We start from the raw sequence: 15,773 nt of genomic DNA on the forward strand, positions 1-15,773 counted from the left end.
ACGAAACCATTGCGCCACTGACTTTTTGGGGGAGGAACTGGCCGTGACCACACAGACGATTTCCAATTCAAAACCGATTGAAGCCACATCTGCCGATTGGGAGAAGGTATTCGCAGTCCTGCCCGGCGAAAAGGTGCGGCAGAGCGCCGAGCGGCTCAGGCAGCATTTCGATCTGTTCAAAGTTCTTGAGGACACGGTTCTGCCGCCGCGCGGGATGTATGTGGTTTTGGACGGCATCGTGAAGCTGCGCCAGAACGACGTTGATCTGGCGACCGCCGATACCGGGGACTATTTCTACGAGGAGCATCTGGAGATCCGCGACATACCGGTCAGCCTGCAGGCCGTGGCCTTGCCCGGCACTCGGCTGGCCTTTCTGGCCAGTAACGAGTGGCTGGATATCCCCGCGGAAATTCGACGCGAATGCTACGCCACGCTGTTCGGCGATTTGGTCAGTGTGCATCTTCAGAATTTCCAGCAACCCATCAACTGCTGCAGCGTGACCGCGGCCGCGCTGAGCATGTCGGCGCTGGGCTTCAGCTGCGAGGTGAACGACATCTTCCGCGTCTGCGAACTGCCCACCAGCTTTGTCGTCAATGACGGCATCTCGCTGGGTGAACTGTTCGACGTGGCGTGCACCTATATCCATTCGCAGGGTCTGCGCGACCTGGTGCAGGTCCAGGCCTATTTCATGGACGAGGCCACGACCTCGGTGCCGCTGCTGCTTGAGGCGATTGACGAATCCAATCGACTGGGCGGAGACAACGACATTCTGGTGGCGAATTTTCAGGTTGGGGTCGCGCATGGCAAGCCCACCATGCCCGGCGGCCATTTCGCGGTGATCGCCAAGTGCAACCCCAGCACCGGGTTGGTGCACATGATGGACGTGCATCCCGAAAAATACGGCAAGCTGTGGGTCACCACGATCGACCGCCTGTACGCTGCCATGTCCGACCGCGACGGCACTTCGATGCGGGCGCGCGGCCTGCTGCGGTTCTCTGCACGCGAAGCGGTACAGACCACGCTGCAGACCTTCCGGCAGGACTGCAACTATGTGGACAGCACCAGGTATCTGGCCCGCGATCCCAAGAAGCGCCGCAACCTGTTCCGGCGGGCCAGCCCGAACATGAACAGCCTGGGCGTTCTGGCCGAAAGCCTGCAGATCTTGGGCGATGTCCAGGTCACCGAAGACAAGCTGCTTATTGCGACCCAGACCTCGTACACCGAGGCGCTGAGCCGGGTATCGACCGCCAAGAAGATGAGCGAGATGGCCCAGCGGTATCTGGCTGGAACGTCCGAGGTGCATATCGGCAGCACGTTCCGCAGTTATGCCGAACGATCCGGGAAGGACAAAAGGTCGCCGCAAGACTGGTTCCGGGATCAGCTGCGCAGCCTGAACGAACATGAGGGGCGCCACCTGATGATCAACATCGACTTCAACCGCGTGTTGGGGTTCGAGGTGATCCGGCCGCCCGAAAACGTGTTCCGCGAGACGGCGCTGCTGGAAGAGTTCTGGTGCTTGTGCGTGGCCTATGACGAAAAGGCCGATCTTGTAACGGTCGTAGATATGAGCCCGGCGACTTCGCAGGTTTGGCAGGCGCCGCGCGGGCATATCTTTCGCGGGCTGCGCGACCTGAAAAGCCCGGCCATGCTGGTGATCGAAGAGACCCAGCCCCCGGAAGACCCCAGCGACGTGGCTCGGATCGTCCGGGAAAACCCGCTGGTTTTGTTCTACGAGGATGAGGACCCGTGGTCGAACATGCTGAAGAACATTCTGGCCAATATCGGCGCGACCGGTCTGAAATTGGTCGATGTCGCCGGACACGGGGCCAACGCCATGAAAATGCGCCGGCAACTGGTGGCGGAAAGCGGCAAGGAAAAGGTGCCTTATCTCTTCTTCCATGGGAAATGCCTGGGCAAGCGCAGCGATATCGTTGACATGATCCTGGAAGGCGGCCTGCAGGAAGACATGAAGAAAGCCGGTCTGCCTGTCTTGCTGCGCCACGAGTCGCCGAGCCTCGACAAGAACATCTTCGGGTATCCCAAGGGCGGGTTGACAGCCCCGCCAAACGGGCGCCGGAACGTTCTGCTATGCGCCTGCGGCTCGTCGGCTGCGGACAAGGTGCCTCAGTTGGTCGCCCGGATCACCGAGGCAGGTCACAATGTGAAACTGATACCTTCGGTTTCGGCCGAAAAGTTCTTTCGCGATATCGGGACCGACAAGGCCAGCGAGGCCCGCAAGGCAAAAAAGACCGGGAAGAAAAGCAAGACAGTCGACGACTACATCACCCACAATGACTACTACCGCGACGATGACGAGTGGAACTTTCGCTATACCGAGTTCGGAATGCCCTTGCGCGCCTCGCATCTTGCGCTGTGCGACTGGGCCGATTGCGTCATTGTCGCGCCGGTCACCTGCAACACGATGGGCAAGATCGCCAACGGCATTGCCGACAACCTGCTGACCTCGGTTTTTGTGGCCTGGCAGTACCGCAATAAGCCGGCGATCCTTTGCCCGGCTTGCAACACCAACATGTGGAACAACGTCACCACCCAGAACAATGTCGAAAAGCTGCGCGATCTGGGGATTGATCTTGTGGGTCCCCGCAAGGGGCGCTTGTCGAACGGGATGATGGGCATCGGCATGATGGCCACGCCCGACCAGATCATGGAGGTGTTGGAAGAAGCCTTCGAAGAGCTGGAAAACCACGAACACAACATCTGCAAATGGGCGCAGGATGCTGCGGCCTCGGATGACTTCGCCCAATGGGAGCCGGTGTTTCAGGCCATAGATGATGGGGTCGCCGGTATCGACATTGTCGATGACCATAATGGCGACACGCTGCTGCACTATGCGGCCGGGGGCGAGGGCGAGCTGACCGAGAACGGGCAAGACCTGGGAAAACCGGACATCGAGGCTGCCAAAGCCCTCATCGCAAGAGGTATCAACGTGAACGCGGTCAATGATCACGGATTTACCAGCCTGCATGTCGCCGCGATGAACAACTCGGCCGAGATGGTAGAAACACTGCTGGCGGCGGAGAGCATCGATGCAAGCCCTCTGATCCACTTCCTGCAGGATCCGGTGCGGTCCAGGGGCATCAGGGTGTCGGACGAGATCCGCGCGATGCTGGATGAATGGGCCAACACGCACGCCCTGTCAGAACCGGAAGAGGTGGAAGACGAAGACGACCTGATCGATGAACGCGAAAAGACCTATCTGTATTTTACCTACGGATCGCTCAAAAAAGGATTTCCCAACCACGACGCTCATGCGGACGTTCTGGATGATTTCGTTGGACAGGCGGTCACTCGGCAGCCCATGCCCCTGATCGTTCCGAAAGAGCCGTTTTGCGACAACCCGAACTGTGCCTATCTGCACCGCATGGCCACACTGGTGGATCGCAAGGGCACTGGCCGTCCAATCAAGGGCGAAGTCTACCGGGTAACCTCGGACGGGTTGAAGGAACTCGACAAGCTTGAGGGTTTTCACGGACCGGGCGCGGCTGACAATGTCTATGTCCGCAAGCGGATCAATGTCCTGATGGATGGGGTGAAAAAACCGGCCTACGTCTACGTCATCGCCAATCCGGAAAAATACCTTGCCGAACTGGAAAGCGGTGCGTCCGAGTTGGTCGACGAATACTCGATCGACATGGCCACAGGGACGCTCAAGCCCGGGTATGAGGCGGCCGCTAGCCGTCCTGATGCGTGATGGCTTCGGGCGCATCCGTTGACGGAGGTGACTTGAGGCTGAGGTTGTAGGCCGTGATCGCGATCATGCAGCTCAGGACAAAAGGCCAGAACGCGGCCTTTGGAATCAGGTTGTCACGATAGTGGATCAAGCGCAGCGACGGCGCGGACTCGGAGACGAACAGATAGGTGTTCACCGAGACCACAAGCAGCATGAAGTACATCAGGAAAAAGAAGGACTCCATGTAGATCACCGGTGACCCGGCAAAACCTTCGCGCAATTGCACATGGGCCAGCAGGATCACGAAGAACAGGACCGAGCAGGTTCCGATCACGCTTGAGGTGCTGAAATCGTGCCGTTCGACCAGGTTCGGCTTCCGCGTCACCGTCATTACGGCGCCGAACAGAAGCATCGTGACTACGATCAATGGGATCATGTGCACCACGAAGGCGTTCGCAAAGTTGCGTTTGATGACAAAGTTGTAGTGCAGTTCGGGCAGTCTGGTCTGAAACTCGTTCTGATTGATGCCCAGCGTCGTGTCCAAATCGGACAGCTTGTAGTCAAAATAGGTGTTTTCGCGCTCCCAAGTGCCCATGACGATGCGGTTGTCGATCCCGAAAATGTCCTTTGGTCCAGTCGCGGGATAGGCGTCGAAGTCGGGAACCAGGGCGACGTTCACGTCAAACCGGCCCGGCCATAACCGCACCCAGACGGTTTTGTGGTCGAAAGGATAGCTGGTGTAGTCGAAGGACTGGCGCAGGGTCTGCTCAAAGTACCAGCCGATCACTTCGCCACCGGGTTCTGGCATCCGGTAGGCTTCTTCGATAAGGCCGCTCCCGACATCCACGGACTCGGGCAGAAGGAACCCGGCCTGACCGGGTTCGGGCTTGATCGCGTCATGGATGCCGGTTTGATAGTGCTGCCAGACATAGCCAGTGACGTGGACATCGCTTGCGTCGACGAAGCTGAAGGATTTGAGGAATATTCCCGTCCTGACCCGATAATCCGGCGCGTTCTCCAGCGACTCCAGATAGGTATCGACCGAGGCCTGATCCGGCAATTGGGTCGGGTCCTGCTCGAAATGGTTCAGCGAGGCCCAAAGGTAGAACAATACAGCCGTCAGGATCAGCGACACGAGGCCTGACAGACCCCAGACCTTTTTCTCGACCGTCATTCCGCGCTCTGTTTCTTTCTGTTGTTCCATCGTCATGCGGCTCATGCCGTCGATTGGCCGGCCATCCCGGCCACCGGGAAATCCAGATGCCCCATCAGCGACCGCACCACGCCCAGATCATCGAACTGTGATCGAAGTTCTGGAAACTCGGCGTGGTCAGACAGGGCGAGGCCCTGTTGCCCGGTCGCAGCCAGAAGGCGCGTGTGACGGATGGACAGATCGGCCATCGGCAGTGGTTCTGAGGCGGTGAACTCGGACAAGGCGTCGGCAAAGCGGATCGCGCGGTCCCAATCCTGGCGGGCCAGCATTACGGCGCAGGCGTCTGCGTAGAAATGCAGGTGGCTGTGCCCAACGCAGCCTTCGCCCAGTATCCGGACGCCCTGATCCAACAGATCATCCTGGGCATCCGGGTCGTCCAGAGCCAAGGCCAATGCCGACAGCGCCTTGGGGCCGACAAAGTTGCGGCCATGTTCCAACGCGATTTCCACGGCGCGCCGCCCCACCTGTTCAGCCTCTTGCCTTTGCCCGGCGTAAACCTGCGCCCGCGCCAAGTGTTCCAGCGCCTGAGCCTCGAGTCGCTTGGCACCGACGCGCTGGGCGATATCGGCGGATTGGATGAAGGCCTGCAGCGCACCGTCCATGTCATCCTGAAAGGTGCACGCGACGCCCAGGCAGGTCTGCGCGACACATTCCGGCACGAAGGCAAAGTATTTCTGCGAGATTTCGATGGCTTCCTGCGCATCGGCCCGACCTTGCTCCACGTCACCCGAGTAACTGCGGGCAACACTGAGATTGTGAAGGTTGGCGGCCAGGTCCCGGACCAGTCCTTTGTCCCGCGCTCTTTCGACGGCCTGAGTGTAGAACCCTGCGGCGGTACGCATTGCGGCATTCATGAAATTCGCATCGCCAAAGCCGCTGAGGGCGCCGACCTCCAGCCGGACGGATTCCAGTTTGCGGGCCAGCGTCAGTGCTTTTTCGTTGCTTTGCAGAGCATCCGCGACCCGTCCCAGCGGGAAATAGATATTTCCGCGAACATAGCTGATCTGGGCCAGATCCCGTTCCGATCCATTGCGGTCAGCGGCGGCCTCGGCGATGTCGAGGCTGTGCAGCGCATCCTGGTACAGGCTGGCCTGGCGTGCGGCTTGTGCCAGACCGATATGAACGCGGCAACTCTGCGCGTCAGTCTCGGCCAGGGCAGCGGCTTCGTTGAACTCGCTCAGGGCCTCGTCCGACAGGCCCTGAAGTCGATGAGTTTCCGCGCGGGCACACATCAGGTCAAACCGGATACCCGGCGGCGCCGAAAGCTCGAGCGCGCGTTCGATCAACGGGCTGGCCTCGTCAAACTGGAAGGCCTGGATCAGGTTTTCGGCGGCCTCCAGATAGGCTTCGGCTGCGTTGGAGGCGTCGGCACGGTCCAGGTGTTGGGCGCGCAAGGTGGCGTCCTTGCCCTCGTACCAGCTTGCTGCCTGCCGGTGCAGCCGGGCGCGCTCGGACTTGACCAGCGTCGCATAGGACCCGTCGCGGATCAGAGCATGCGCAAACATCAGATCTGCCCCGGCCTCGCGGATCAGGGCCGAGCGGATCAGGTCGGACGTGTCCAAATGGCCTTCACCCAGCAGATAATTCAGAACTTCAGGCGAGAACCGCTGCCCCAGAACCGATGCTGTCTGGATCGCCGTTCTGCTACGACGATCCAACCCGTCCAGACGGGATTGCACGATGCCTTGGATGCTGCCGGGGACGGTGTCGCGGGTCAGGCCGTCGATATTGCGCAGCAGTTGCTCGAGAAACAGCGGATTGCCTCCGGCGCGTTGCACGCAGGTTTCCAACAGCTCGGGGTCGATGGCGGTGAATTCTTCGACCAGTTTCCGCGCCTGTTCGTCGCCCATCGGCGAAAGCTCAAGCTTGGACACCAGCGCACCGTCCGTTCCCATCTGCCATTCCCGATCGATCGGGTCGCCTTCGACCCGGCTGGTCATCATCAGAACGCAAGGCAGGTCCCGCGTCGCGGCAGCCATGTAAGAACACATGGTCAGAATGTCCGGTGGCGCCCAATGTATGTCCTCGACCTGGAGCAGAAGGGGGGCCTCGCGGCTGCGGGCCTGCAGCAGTTCGTCGATGACCTGTCGCCGACCCCGCATGCGTGCGGCGTTGTCCATCGCGGCATAGACTTCGGCCAATCCGGGATCCTGTTCAAGTTCGAGCAAAGCGTTCAGATGGGCTGAACTGGCAGGGTTGATCCACCCCCGGTTGATCGCGTCATGAGCGGCCGCGGTGCTGGCATCGGAGTCGTCGATCGGGTCGAGCCCCAGAAGGCTGCGGGCGATGGACTGGATGGCCGAATGTCCCTCGCGTGTGCCGAAATCCATCACCACGCCCCCGTGGATCGAATAGGAGCGGTTTGCGGCCAGCTCGGCCACCTGTTCCGAAAAGTGGGTCTTGCCGATACCGGGTTCGCCAAGAATGATGTGAACCTCACCCTTTCCATGGCGCTGGCACCGGTCGAATGTCGCCGAGAACAACGACATCTCGCGTTCCCGCCCGATGAATTTGTGGCGCCGCGTGCGGATGTTCCGGGCCAGACGGTCCAGACGCCAGATTTCGACATCCTTGTTCAGGCCTTTGATTGCCTTGGTGCCGATCGCCTCGCCCACGAACAGAGGGCCAAGCGCGCGCTGGATGTCATCCGACACCAACGTTTGACCCGGCGCAGAAATGTCGGTCAGGCGGGACGCAAGATTCACGCCGTCCCCGGTTACGGTGTATTCGGTATGGGCTTCGCTTCCGGTGGTGCTGGCGATGACCTGCCCCGAGGCGATGCCGATATGGCACGATAGGGGCGGGTCAAGTGTGGGCAGCGCGGCGTGAATCTCCAACGCGGCGCGGGCCGCCCGTTCGGTGTCATTGGTGTGCGAGATCGGCGCCCCGAACACCGCCATGACAGCGTCTCCGATATGCTTGTCGATCCGGCCTCCAAATTTCTCGACGGCGCGGTCGACCTTGCCAAAGAACGCATTCAGCAGCGCGTGCATGTCTTCGGCGTCGTGTTCGCTGGACAATTTGGTAAAGCCGGTCAGGTCCGCGAATAGAACCGTGACCTGACGTTTTGCCGGCTCCAGTTCGACCTCGGGTTCAAACGCGCCGACGGTTTCGGGGACGTCCAGCTCGGATATCGCGCGCAGCAGCCGGCGACGGTCGCCGACGGCGGTCACCCCGATCTCGCGCAAATCCTCGCCCGTAAGTTCAGGAAGAATTGCAAAGTCGATTTTGTTTTCCGCGAACGCTTGGGCGTAATCGGACAACCCAAGGGCGCTCAGCCATTCCCTTAGGTCGCCAGACATTGGTGCCCTCAGAAGTATCCACCCGCAGGCAGCCTAGTACAGACCACCGGGTCGAGTCTGCATTTTTTATAGTAATATTCGATTATGACTGCGCAATCCGCCGTTTCCGGTGTTTCGCAACGGCTTTGTGCCGCACCTTTCCAGGGTGGTGTTTCAGGAAGGATTCGTTTGCTCAATCCATGAGCAAATCTGATCAAGATCAAGTCAGAGTTGACTCGTATCCGCTATCCACGCAGCATGAACGGAGTACCACAAATGTTTCTAGAACAGGTGGGCGGCACATGTCCGCAGTAGCCAGCAGGCGCGCGTTCCTGACAGGACGCCTGCCTCGCGAAGACGAAAGCGTGAAGCGGCCGCCAGGAGCGGCGCGCGAAAACTTCCACGATCTCTGCAATCGATGCGGCGACTGTGTCGCGGTTTGCCTCGAGAGTGTTTTGGCGATGGACGACGCAGGCTTGCCGGTGTTTCAGCCGCAGCAGAGTGGATGCACCTTTTGCGGAGACTGTGCCGATGCGTGCAAGACCGACGCATTGAGCCTGGACAGGTTCGCCGAGTGGCCTTGGCGCGCGAAAGTGTCCGACACCTGCCTTTCGGCAAATGGTGTCAGTTGCCGGGTGTGCCAGGACAGCTGCGATGAAGGGGCCATCCGATTCCGCCTGAAAACCGGAGGCCGCGCCGAAGTGAACCTGGAACTGGCATCATGTGTCGGTTGCGGGGCCTGCTCGGCCGCATGCCCGACCGGTGCCGTTTCCCTTGAGAGATACCAACCCGCCACAGTGGAGGTGCGTGAATGAATATCTGTGGATGCCTCGTGCATGTCGCGCCGGACCAGACCTCGGCGGCACGGTCGGCGATGACTGCGTTCGACGGGGTCGAAGTCCATGCCGAATCCGACGACAGCCGGTTCGTTGTCGTTGTCGAGGACACGCCGACACGGCTGGCGTCCGAGATCATCATGGACCTGCATCAGATCCCCGGGGTCGTCTCGCTGACCCTGACCTATCACCATTTCGAAGATCTCGCGGAGACCCGTCCGCGTCCTGAAACTCCCAGCCAAGATTCCAGCCGGAGGCTCTTGTCATGACCATTTCCGAATCTCGCCGTACGTTTCTGAAAGCAACCGCCGCCGCCGCGACCGCGTCCGCGGCCGGTATCCCGTTGGCGACGGGCCAAGCTGCCGCCCAAGTCGCCAATGCCGACATCCGGTGGGACAAGGCACCTTGCCGGTTCTGCGGCACGGGCTGCTCGGTTCTGGTCGGCACCAAGGAAGGCCGCGTGGTTGCAACGCAAGGCGACCCGGACGCTCCGGTGAACCGGGGGCTGAACTGCATCAAGGGCTACTTCCTTTCGAAGATCATGTACGGCAAGGACCGTCTGACCACCCCGCTGTTGCGCAAATCGAACGGCGTCTATGACAAGAACGGTGACTTTGAGCCCGTCAGCTGGGACGAAGCCTTCGACGTGATGGCCGAGAAGTGGAAAGAGGCGCTGGCCAAGAAAGGCCCGACCAGCGTGGGCATGTTCGGCTCGGGACAGTGGACCGTGTGGGAGGGTTATGCCGCGGCCAAGTTGATGAAGGCCGGGTTCCGCACGAACAACATCGACCCGAACGCGCGGCACTGCATGGCCTCGGCCGTGGTGGGCTTCATGCGGACCTTCGGCATTGATGAGCCGATGGGCTGCTATGACGACCTCGAGCATGCCGACACCTTCGTGCTGTGGGGCTCGAACATGGCCGAGATGCACCCGATCCTGTGGTCGCGCTTGACCGATACGCGCCTGACCAAGCCGGGCGCGCAGGTGCATGTGCTGTCGACCTTCGAACACCGCTCGTTCGAACTGGCCGACAACGGCATCATCTTCAAGCCGCAGACCGATCTGGCCATCCTGAACTACATCGCGAACCACATCATCCAGACCGGCGCGGTGAACGAGGAGTTCGTCAAGAACCACGTCAACATCACCAAGACCGCTACCGACATCGGTTACGGCCTGCGCGAGACCAACCCGCTGCAACAGGCCGCGGCGAACCCGGACTCGGGCAAGCTGGAGCCGATCTCGTTCGAGGAATACGCCGCCTCGGTCGCCGACTACACGCTGGAATACGTCTCTGAACTGTCGGGCGTACCGGCGAACCAGCTTGAGCAGCTGGCCAAGGAATATGCCGACCCGAACCGCAAGGTCATGAGCCTGTGGACCATGGGCTTCAACCAGCACACCCGCGGGTCCTGGGTGAACTCGTTGATGTACAACGTGCACTTGCTGGTGGGCAAAATCTCCGAGCCCGGCAACTCACCGTTCTCGCTGACCGGTCAGCCTTCGGCCTGTGGCACCGCGCGCGAGGTTGGGACTTTTGCCCACCGCCTGCCCGCCGACATGGTGGTGACCAATGATGAACACCGCAAGATCACCGAGACCAAGTGGAACATTCCCGAAGGCACCATTCCGCCCAAGCCGGGCTTCCACGCGGTTCTGCAGAACCGCAAGCTGAAGGATGGTGACCTGAACGTCTATTGGGTGCAGTGCAACAACAACATGCAGGCCGCCCCCAATATCAACGAAGAAGGCTATCCCGGCTATCGCAACCCCGAAAACTTCATCGTCGTATCGGATCCGTACCCAACGGTGACTGCCGTTGCGGCCGACCTGATCCTGCCGACCGCCATGTGGGTCGAGAAAGAAGGGGCTTATGGCAACGCCGAACGCCGCACCCAGTTCTGGCGTCAGCAGGTCAAGGCCCCGGGCGAGGCCAAGTCGGACCTGTGGCAGCTGATGGAGTTCTCGAAACGCTTCACCGTCGAGGAGGTTTGGGACGAAGAGTTGCTGGCCAAGATGCCCGAGCATCGTGGCAAGACCCTGTTCGACGTACTGTATGCCAACGGCAAGATCGACCAGTATCCGCTGTCGGAAACCGCCGAAGGGTTCCACAACGACGAATCCGAGCATTTCGGCTTCTACGTCCAAAAGGGCCTGTTCGAGGAATATGCCAGCTTTGGCCGCGGCCACGGGCACGATCTGGCACCGTTCGAAACCTATCACCAGGCCCGCGGTTTGCGCTGGCCGGTCGTGGACGGGAAAGAGACGCTCTATCGCTTCCGCGAGGGCTACGATTCCTATGTGCCTGAGGGTGCTGGCGTCAAATTCTATGGCCACAAGGACGGAAAGGCCAAGATCATCTTCGCGCCCTACGAACCGGCAGCAGAGGAGCCGGACGAAGAGTTCGATCTTTGGCTGTGCACCGGCCGGGTGCTGGAGCACTGGCATTCCGGGTCGATGACCCGCCGCGTGCCCGAGCTGCACCGCGCCTTCCCCGCCGCCGTGGTGTTCATGCACCCCGAGGACGCCAAGGAACGCGGCGTGCGCCGCGGGCAGGAGATCGTGCTGTCCACCCGCCGCGGCGAGGTGATCAGCCGTGTCGAGACCCGTGGCCGCAACAAGGTGCCGCGTGGCCTCGTGTTCATGCCGTGGTTCGACGAGGGCCAACTGACCAACAAGCTGACGCTGGATGCGACCTGTCCGCTGTCGAAAGAGACGGACTTCAAGAAATGCGCCTGCAAGGTCGAGCGGGCGTAAGGGCAGGGATCGCAAAGGTCGCGTGTAATGTCTCTGGTCGGCAAACCTCTTTCGCCGCAACGGCGCCGGTTCCTGCAGGACTCGGCGCGCGCGGCGGGTGGCTGTCTGGTCGCCGGGTCGGTGCTGGCCTATCTGGCCCGCGACGCCCGCGCCCTGCCGGCCGAGGCCTTGCGACCGCCGGGGGCATTGCCCGAAGATGGCTTTCTGGGGGCCTGCATCCGCTGCGGGCTGTGCGTCCGCGGTTGCCCCTATGACACGCTGAAGCTGGCCGAGTTGGGCGTCGATGCGGTGGCGACCGGTACGCCGTATTTCATCGCCCGCGACGTGCCCTGCGAGATGTGCGAAGACATCCCCTGTGTTGCGGCCTGCCCGACTGGGGCGCTGGACAAGGGGTTGCAGGATATCGACGGCGCCAAGATGGGTGTTGCGGTTCTGGTCGATCAGGAGAACTGCCTGAACTTCCTGGGGCTGCGCTGCGACGTGTGCTATCGCGTGTGCCCCGTGATCGACGAGGCGATCACGCTGGAACTGTCGCACAACGACCGGTCCGGCCACCACGCGATCTTTGCGCCGACGGTTCATGCCGACCGCTGCACCGGCTGTGGCGTCTGCGAGAAAAGCTGCGTTCTGCCCGAGGCGGCGATCAAGGTTTTGCCCGCACGGCTGGCGCGCGGCAGTTCGGCCGAGCATTACCGCAAGGGATGGGAAGAAAAGGCCGAAAAGGGCGGGCCGCTGGTCGAAGGCATCATCGACCTGCCCGATCGCCTGCCCGGACCGGGCGCGGACAACCTTGCCGCGCCGGGCGGGTACGAACCGGGCTACAACCTTCCGGGGGCAGGCCAATGACGGCGCGGACACATATGCCCGTCGGGCACGAGGCCCGCGAGGTCAAGGGATGGGTCGGCGCCCATCGGTTCCTGCTGCTGCGGCGGTTCACTCAGGTGTTCTTTCTGGCGCTGTTCCTGTTGGGACCGTGGTTCGGCATCTGGATCGTCAAGGGCACGCTGGCCGGATCGTTGACGCTGGACGTGCTGCCGCTGACCGATCCGTTCATCCTGCTGCAGGGGCTGGTGGCCGGCCACTGGCCGGAAATGACCGCGCTGATCGGCGGGCTGATCGTTCTGGTGGCCTATGCGCTGATCGGAGGGCGGGTCTATTGCTCGTGGGTGTGCCCGATCAACCCGGTCACGGATGCCGCGCATTGGCTGCACCGCCGGCTGGACCTGCCCAAAGGCTGGCAGCCCAAACGCAGCACCCGATTGTGGATATTGGCGACCGTTTTGATCGTGTCCGCCCTGACCGGCGTGATTGCATGGGAACTGGTGAACCCCATCACCATGCTGCACCGCGGGCTGGTCTTTGGTATGGGTTTTGTTTGGGCGATGGTCGTGGCGATCTTTGTCTTTGACCTGTTCGTGGCCCGGCATGGCTGGTGTGGCCATATCTGCCCGGTCGGGGCCTTCTATGGCCTGATCGGCACCAAAAGCCTGCTGCGGGTCAGCGCCACCAACCGCGCCGCCTGTGACGACTGCATGGATTGCTATGCGGTCTGCCCGGAAAACCAGGTGATCTCGCCCGCACTGAAGGGCAAGCCGGGATCCAGCCCGCTGATCCTGTCGCCCGGCTGCACAACATGCGGCCGCTGCATCGACGTGTGCTCGGTCGATGTCTTCAAGCTTACCCACCGGTTCGATGACGCCGTCGTCGCGCCACCCGATCCAGCCGCCGCGCCAGAACCGCGCGCCGCCAGACCTGCTTAAGGGAGTGCCAAGATGAAAAAATCAATAGCGACAGGCGCAATAGCCCTGATCCCTGTTCTTCTTGTGACCGGGCTTGCCTTTGCGCAATCCGCGTCCGTGACCACGTTGCGAGGCGTGGATATCGATGATCCGGCCATCCTAGATGATGTGCACCGCAACATCGAAGGGCGCATGCAGCGCAACTATCGCCAGCAGCCGCCGCTGATCCCGCACAAGATCGACCAGTACCAGATCGACATCCGCACCAATCAGTGCCTGTCCTGCCACGACTGGACCAAGGCCGGTGAGCGCAACGCGCCGACCCTGTCGATGACCCACTATCTGGATCGCGAAGGCAACGAGCTCGATCAGATCGCGGGCACCCGGTATTTCTGCAACCAGTGCCATGTGCCGCAGGCGGATGCGCCGGCCCTGGTCGACAACCTGTTCCAGCCCTCGGCCGGAAACTGATCCAGCTTTGGACTGAAAGGAGCACCGAATATGGCAGACTCTCCTGAAAAGCGCGGCTTGATCGGCCGCATCTGGGCGTGGATCTGGACTCCGGCCGCCGCGTTCAGCGCAGGCTTTCTGGTTCTGGCGGGCTTTCTTGCCGGCATCCTGTTCTGGGGTGGGTTCCACTGGACCCTTGAGATGACGAATACCGAAGAATTCTGCGTCTCGTGCCACACGATGGAAACCAACCTTGGCGAATACCGGGAGACGATCCACTACAACAACCACTCGGGCGTACGGGCCATCTGTTCCGATTGCCACGTGCCCAAGGAATGGAGCTTCAAGATCGAAGCCAAGATCATGGCGGTGAAAGACGTCTATCACGAGCTGGTCGGCACCATCAGCACGCCCGAGAAATACGAGGATCACCGCCTGCAGATGGCCTCGGCCGTGTGGAAAAAGATGAAGGCCTCGGACAGCCGCGAATGCCGCAACTGTCACAATTTCGAATACATGGACTTCACCATTCAGGAGACGCGCGCCGCCAACGAACACCAGCGTGCGATCGACGAGAACATGACCTGCATCGACTGCCACCAGGGCATCGCGCACAGCCTGCCGCCGGGCTATCTGGAGGAGTATCAGAAAGTGGTCGCCTCGCTGGATCCGGTGACCGGCACCGAAATTGCGCAGAGTACCGGCGCGGCCGAGATCCGATCATTCCTGAACAGCACATCCGACTAGGAGTGGCACGACATGCTTGAGATTCTTGGAACAATCGGCGGCAACATCCTGAGCCTGCCCGGCATTCTGGGCCTTGCGGTGGGCATGATGACCCGCCAACTGTGGTTGGCCGCGACCATGGGCGCGGTGATCGGCATACTGGAAACCCTGGCTTTCGCCCATTGGGCCTTTGCCAAGGTCGAGCCCATGGAGCTGATCATCGGCGTGCTGGTCGGTGTGTGCGCCAGCAGCATTGGCTGTCTGATCCGCCAGAAAGGGGCGACCGTCTAGGGCGACAGTCGCCGCTTACTCTTTGCGGTTCTTCAGGTGTTTCAGAACGGCGCTTGCGATCATGGTCACCACCCCGGGGGCAAGCGTTCCCAGAGGGTCGCGTGAGACGGTTCTAAGGTCGCGGACCGTCTCGCGAGCCTCTGACATCATGTCCTGAACCTCGGCCTCGATATCGCCGATCGCCATGTCGCGCAGTTCTGCTACTGGCGCAGTGTCGGCCTCGGCGCTGACCGAGTTGGCGATAGCCGCGAGTATCAGCGCCACGATCAGGTTGATCAGGGCGATGACCAGTGCAGCCAACGGCTTGGACATCACTGACGCCAGAGCAAGATAGCCCGCGACATTCAGCATGATGATGGCCAACCCGCCCGCCAATCCGGCTGCGGCGAAAAAGCCTGCGCGTTTGGCCAAGACGGTCATGTTCCGCTGAGCGATCAGCCGTTCGGTGCGCAGGATGATGGAAATGTTTCGGGAAATGCGGCTCATCTGACTGTCTCCTACCTGGACCGACCGATCACGTAGCCCAGAGCAAAAACGCCCAGGGCGAACAGGATGGCTTTCTTGTGTGGCATGGCATCCAACTCGGCCAGCGCGGTCTCGATCTCACCGGACCAGTCTTCGAACTCGGCCGACAACTTATCGGGAATGTCCTGGACGGCCTCTTTCACCTTTTCGCCCGCCTTGCGCGCGCCCGATTTTTTGTCCTCGGCCTGCTCCTCAAGCTGCCGCTTCAACTCAGCGACCTGCTGTTCAAGTTCCGCTTTGGTAACCATTGGCGTTGTCCTTTC

General features: G+C 61.2%; 13 protein-coding genes. 9 read left to right on the forward strand and 4 right to left on the reverse strand.

The features are described from left to right. The first annotated feature begins 43 nt into the window (after positions 1 to 43). Entirely contained in the window at positions 44 to 3,712 is a 3,669-nt protein-coding gene (locus tag ACR0EF_RS00125; protein WP_170371903.1) for a flavoprotein, read from the forward strand. Here ACR0EF_RS00125 and ACR0EF_RS00130 read toward each other — a convergent pair. Both ACR0EF_RS00130 and ACR0EF_RS00135 read right to left on the reverse strand, forming a co-directional pair. Continuing rightward, positions 3,693 to 4,910 (reverse strand): hypothetical protein, encoded by a 1,218-nt coding sequence (locus tag ACR0EF_RS00130; protein WP_254437510.1) that lies wholly within the window; start codon positions 4,908 to 4,910, stop codon positions 3,693 to 3,695. The genes ACR0EF_RS00125 and ACR0EF_RS00130 overlap by 20 nt on opposite strands. Beyond that, on the reverse strand, positions 4,907 to 8,206 hold the full coding sequence (locus tag ACR0EF_RS00135; protein WP_170369931.1) for an adenylate/guanylate cyclase domain-containing protein: 3,300 nt from the start codon (positions 8,204 to 8,206) through the stop codon (positions 4,907 to 4,909). Before ACR0EF_RS00135 ends, ACR0EF_RS00130 begins: the two co-directional genes overlap by 4 nt. Before the next feature lie 281 nt (positions 8,207 to 8,487). On the opposite strand from ACR0EF_RS00135, the gene napF reads away from it, so the two are divergent. The 8 genes from napF to ACR0EF_RS00175 are packed head-to-tail and all read left to right on the forward strand — an operon-like array spanning position 8,488 to position 14,985. Further along, the gene (napF, locus tag ACR0EF_RS00140; protein WP_170370459.1) at positions 8,488 to 9,000 is read left to right on the forward strand and encodes a ferredoxin-type protein NapF; all 513 of its coding nucleotides are present in this window, start codon (positions 8,488 to 8,490) and stop codon (positions 8,998 to 9,000) included. Further along, positions 8,997 to 9,290, forward strand: coding sequence for a chaperone NapD (locus ACR0EF_RS00145; protein ID WP_170369928.1), 294 nt, complete (start codon positions 8,997 to 8,999; stop codon positions 9,288 to 9,290). Before napF ends, ACR0EF_RS00145 begins: the two co-directional genes overlap by 4 nt. Continuing rightward, positions 9,287 to 11,779, forward strand: a complete 2,493-nt coding sequence (gene napA, locus ACR0EF_RS00150) for a nitrate reductase catalytic subunit NapA (protein WP_170369926.1) — start codon at positions 9,287 to 9,289, stop codon at positions 11,777 to 11,779. Before ACR0EF_RS00145 ends, napA begins: the two co-directional genes overlap by 4 nt. A 27-nt stretch (positions 11,780 to 11,806) precedes the next feature. Beyond that, positions 11,807 to 12,625 carry a ferredoxin-type protein NapG gene (gene napG / locus ACR0EF_RS00155; protein ID WP_170340167.1) on the forward strand — a complete coding sequence of 273 codons (819 nt, stop codon included), beginning with the start codon at positions 11,807 to 11,809 and terminating at the stop codon, positions 12,623 to 12,625. Next, positions 12,622 to 13,539, forward strand: a complete 918-nt coding sequence (gene napH / locus ACR0EF_RS00160) for a quinol dehydrogenase ferredoxin subunit NapH (protein WP_170371901.1) — start codon at positions 12,622 to 12,624, stop codon at positions 13,537 to 13,539. Before napG ends, napH begins: the two co-directional genes overlap by 4 nt. Before the next feature lie 12 nt (positions 13,540 to 13,551). Beyond that, a complete protein-coding gene (locus tag ACR0EF_RS00165; protein ID WP_170339556.1) occupies positions 13,552 to 13,989 on the forward strand; it encodes a nitrate reductase cytochrome c-type subunit in 438 nt (145 codons plus the stop codon). A gap of 30 nt (positions 13,990 to 14,019) precedes the next feature. Next, positions 14,020 to 14,715 (forward strand): NapC/NirT family cytochrome c, encoded by a 696-nt coding sequence (locus ACR0EF_RS00170; RefSeq protein ID WP_093964455.1) that lies wholly within the window; start codon positions 14,020 to 14,022, stop codon positions 14,713 to 14,715. A 12-nt stretch (positions 14,716 to 14,727) separates the two neighbouring features. After that, entirely contained in the window at positions 14,728 to 14,985 is a 258-nt protein-coding gene (locus ACR0EF_RS00175; RefSeq protein WP_170340171.1) for a hypothetical protein, read from the forward strand. Positions 14,986 to 15,000: 15 nt separating this feature from the next. Here ACR0EF_RS00175 and ACR0EF_RS00180 read toward each other — a convergent pair whose 3' ends face one another. Both ACR0EF_RS00180 and ACR0EF_RS00185 read right to left on the reverse strand, forming a co-directional pair. Then, the gene (locus tag ACR0EF_RS00180) at positions 15,001 to 15,471 is read right to left on the reverse strand and encodes a phage holin family protein (RefSeq protein WP_170340174.1); all 471 of its coding nucleotides are present in this window, start codon (positions 15,469 to 15,471) and stop codon (positions 15,001 to 15,003) included. An 11-nt stretch (positions 15,472 to 15,482) separates the two neighbouring features. Next, entirely contained in the window at positions 15,483 to 15,758 is a 276-nt protein-coding gene (locus ACR0EF_RS00185; protein WP_170339561.1) for a hypothetical protein, read from the reverse strand. Positions 15,759 to 15,773: the final 15 nt, after the last annotated feature.

This window comes from Ruegeria sp. CG8 (genome assembly GCF_056537165.1).

Bases quoted from the DNA above. Each gene is read 5' to 3' on its own strand.
- napA (WP_170369926.1), top strand. From the start codon at position 9,287: ATGACCATTTCCGAATCTCGCCGTACGTTTCTGAAAGCAACCGCCGCC.
- napH (WP_170371901.1), top strand. From the start codon at position 12,622: ATGACGGCGCGGACACATATGCCCGTCGGGCACGAGGCCCGCGAGGTC.
- ACR0EF_RS00185 (WP_170339561.1), bottom strand. From the start codon at position 15,758: ATGGTTACCAAAGCGGAACTTGAACAGCAGGTCGCTGAGTTGAAGCGG.
- ACR0EF_RS00145 (WP_170369928.1), top strand. From the start codon at position 8,997: ATGAATATCTGTGGATGCCTCGTGCATGTCGCGCCGGACCAGACCTCG.
- ACR0EF_RS00170 (WP_093964455.1), top strand. From the start codon at position 14,020: ATGGCAGACTCTCCTGAAAAGCGCGGCTTGATCGGCCGCATCTGGGCG.
- napF (WP_170370459.1), top strand. From the start codon at position 8,488: ATGTCCGCAGTAGCCAGCAGGCGCGCGTTCCTGACAGGACGCCTGCCT.
- ACR0EF_RS00135 (WP_170369931.1), bottom strand. From the start codon at position 8,206: ATGTCTGGCGACCTAAGGGAATGGCTGAGCGCCCTTGGGTTGTCCGAT.
- ACR0EF_RS00180 (WP_170340174.1), bottom strand. From the start codon at position 15,471: ATGAGCCGCATTTCCCGAAACATTTCCATCATCCTGCGCACCGAACGG.
- ACR0EF_RS00165 (WP_170339556.1), top strand. From the start codon at position 13,552: ATGAAAAAATCAATAGCGACAGGCGCAATAGCCCTGATCCCTGTTCTT.
- napG (WP_170340167.1), top strand. From the start codon at position 11,807: ATGTCTCTGGTCGGCAAACCTCTTTCGCCGCAACGGCGCCGGTTCCTG.
- ACR0EF_RS00175 (WP_170340171.1), top strand. From the start codon at position 14,728: ATGCTTGAGATTCTTGGAACAATCGGCGGCAACATCCTGAGCCTGCCC.
- ACR0EF_RS00130 (WP_254437510.1), bottom strand. From the start codon at position 4,910: ATGAGCCGCATGACGATGGAACAACAGAAAGAAACAGAGCGCGGAATG.